Genomic DNA, 2,532 nt, shown 5'->3' with positions numbered 1-2,532 from the left:
CGCGGCCGGGGTGCTGCCGGTGCTGGACTACGGCGGGCGCACCGACCCCTGGGGCAACGAGCTGGTGGTGACCCAGATGGCGGTGGCCGACGAGGTCGCCGCGGCCGGCGACCTGGTCAAGGCCAAGCTCGGACGGCGTCCGGTCGCGGTGGTGCGGGGGCTGGCCGGACTGGTCGTCGACGAGGCGCCCGGTGCCCGCAGCCTGACCCGCACCGGGCCCGGCGACCTGTTCGCCCGCGGCACCCGGGAGGCGGTGCTGCACGCCGCGCTCGGCGCGCTGGGGGCGCCCGGGCGCTACGAGGAGCTGGTGGCGGTGGAGGGGGACGACCTCACCGACGCCGTGGTGGCGCTCACCGACGACCCGTCGGTGGCGACCTTCCTCAGCGACCTGCTGGACGCCGCCCGCCACACCGAGCCGCCGGCGCCGCCTCAGGCGTAGCGGCCGTCGTTGTCGGTCACCGCCGAGACCAGCTCCTTGACCCGCTCGGACTGGTCCAGCGGGCAGACCAGGGTGATCGCCCGGGTGGACACGATGATCATGTCGTGCACCCCGATGGTTGCCACCAGGTGGTCGTCGTGGTCGTTGATGACCAGGTTGTTGCTGCCGTCGACCTGCACGCTGAGCCCCCGGGTGGCGTTGCCGGAGGAGTCGCGCTGCAACTGCTCGAGCAGGGAGGCGTAGCCGCCGACGTCGTGCCAGCTGATCGGCAGCCGCACCATCAGCACCCGGGCGGTGCCACGACCCGCGGCGACCGGCTCCATCACCGCGTAGTCGACGCTGATCCGCGGCAGCTGCGGGTACAGCTCGGCCAGCCGCTCGGGGTGGCGGGCCAGCTCGGTGACGATGGCGTGGCAGTCGGGCTGCAGCACCGCGAGCTGGTCGAGCAGGGTGCTGGCGCGCCAGACGAACATGCCGGAGTTCCAGAAGTGCTCACCCGAGGCCAGGTAGGCCTGGGCGGTGGCGGCGTCCGGCTTCTCCTTGAACTCCAGCGCGGTGTAGACGTCGTCGGTGCCCGGCAGCGCCTCGCCACGGCGCAGGTACCCGTAGCCGGTGTGGGCCTTGGTCGGCACCACACCGAAGGTCACCAGCGCGTCGGGCTGGCTCTCGGCCACCTCGAACGCCCGGGTCAGCGCACCCACGAAGCGGTCGACCGGCTCGATCAGGTGGTCGGCGGTGACCATCGCGACGACGGCGTCGGGGTCGGCCTCGGCGAGCAGGGCCGCCGGCCAGGCCACCGCATTGAGCGAGTCCCGCCCGACCGGCTCGCCGAGGATGTTGGCGGTCGGGATCTCCGGCAGCTCGGCGGCGACCAGGTCGGTCCACTCCGCCCCGGTGCAGACGTAGACCTGCTGCTCCGGCACGGCCTGGCGGACCCGCTCGAACGCGACCCTGAGCAGGCTCTGCTCCCCCAGCAGGGGCAGCAGCTGCTTCGGGGTGTCCTTGCGCGACAGCGGCCACAGCCGCTTGCCCGACCCGCCGGCCATGATGACCACGAAACGCATGGGCGGCACCCTAGCGGCGTCCGGTGCCGGTGGGCGGGGAGGCGAGCCCTCGTTACGGTGGATCGGTGCTCATCACCGACCTGCTGACCGACCGTGTCCGCCGCGACGGCTCCGCGCCGCTGCTCACCTGCTACGACGTCGGTGACGGCAGCCGCACCGAGCTGTCGGCGACCACCTTCGCCAACTGGGTGGCCAAGGCGTCCAACCTCGTGGTCGACGAGCTCGACCTCGACGCCGGGGACGCGGTGGCGGTGCCGCTGCTGCGGGAGGCGCCGGGGCACTGGATGAGCCTGGTGTGGGTGATGGCGCTGTGGGCCACCGGTGCGCACCCACGGGTGGTCGCCCCGGGTGAGGACGCCGGCGAGGTCGCGGTGGTCGGACCGGCCGCGCTCGCCGACCCCGACGCGGTGACCGCGGGCACCGTGCTCGTCTGCTCGCTGCACCCGCTCGGTCTCGGCTTCCGCGAGCCGCTGCCCGCGGGCTGGGTGGACTGGTCGACCGAGGTGCGCAGCCAGCCCGACCGGTTCGCCGGCGTCCCGCCCACTCCGGAGCTGCCGGCCTGGGCCGAGCCTGACCTGGTGCTCACCCAGGACGAGCTGGTCACCCAGTCCGGGGTGGCGGAGCGGGTGCTGGTGCGCCCCGGCGACCCGTGGCCGACGGTCGCCGCGGCGCTGGTGCGTCCGCTCATCGGCGGCGGGTCGGCGGTGGTGGTGACCGGTGGCACGGACGCCGACCTCGACCGGATCCGCGCCGAGGAGAACGTGGCCTGACGGCTCGACCACGGCGTCCTGAGCCCCACCACAGCGTCCTGAGCCCCACCACAGCGTCCTGAGCCTGTCGAAGGACGGTCCTTCCCGCCCTTCGACAAGCTCAGCGCGCTGGGGGCGGGTTGCGCTCAGGGCGCTGGGGGCGGGTTGCGCTCAGGGCGCTGGGGGCGGGTTGCGCTCAAGGCGCTGGGGGCGGGTTGCGCTCAGGGTGTTGCGGTGGGGTCGCGCTCAGGGCGCTGGGGTCGGGTCGCGCTCCTCGCCC

Annotated in this window: 3 protein-coding genes; 2 read left to right on the top strand and 1 reads right to left on the bottom strand. The window is 74.1% G+C overall.

The features are described 5' to 3' along the window. A partial coding sequence (locus DVA66_RS19325; RefSeq protein ID WP_332872892.1) for a coenzyme F420-0:L-glutamate ligase occupies nt 1-439 on the top strand: 439 nt, incomplete at its 5' end. On the opposite strand, the gene DVA66_RS19320 is transcribed toward DVA66_RS19325, so the two are convergent. Then, nucleotides 430-1,503: a mannose-1-phosphate guanylyltransferase gene (locus DVA66_RS19320; protein ID WP_114561457.1), complete on the bottom strand. Its 1,074-nt coding sequence runs from the start codon at nt 1,501-1,503 to the stop codon at nt 430-432. The genes DVA66_RS19325 and DVA66_RS19320 overlap by 10 nt on opposite strands. 65 nt (nt 1,504-1,568) lie before the next feature. On the opposite strand from DVA66_RS19320, the gene DVA66_RS19315 reads away from it, so the two are divergent. Beyond that, complete coding sequence (locus DVA66_RS19315) at nt 1,569-2,273, top strand: TIGR03089 family protein (RefSeq protein WP_157974153.1); 705 nt, start codon at nt 1,569-1,571, stop codon at nt 2,271-2,273. Nucleotides 2,274-2,532 lie beyond the last annotated feature (259 nt).

Source organism: Desertihabitans aurantiacus (assembly GCF_003344635.1).
Classification (GTDB): domain Bacteria; phylum Actinomycetota; class Actinomycetes; order Propionibacteriales; family Propionibacteriaceae; genus Desertihabitans; species Desertihabitans aurantiacus.
This window is presented reverse-complemented; position numbering and strand designations above follow the sequence as displayed.

What these genes read in the sequence shown, in the direction of transcription:
- DVA66_RS19320 (WP_114561457.1), bottom strand. Translation starts at nt 1,503, where the DNA reads ATGCGTTTCGTGGTCATCATGGCCGGCGGGTCGGGCAAGCGGCTGTGG.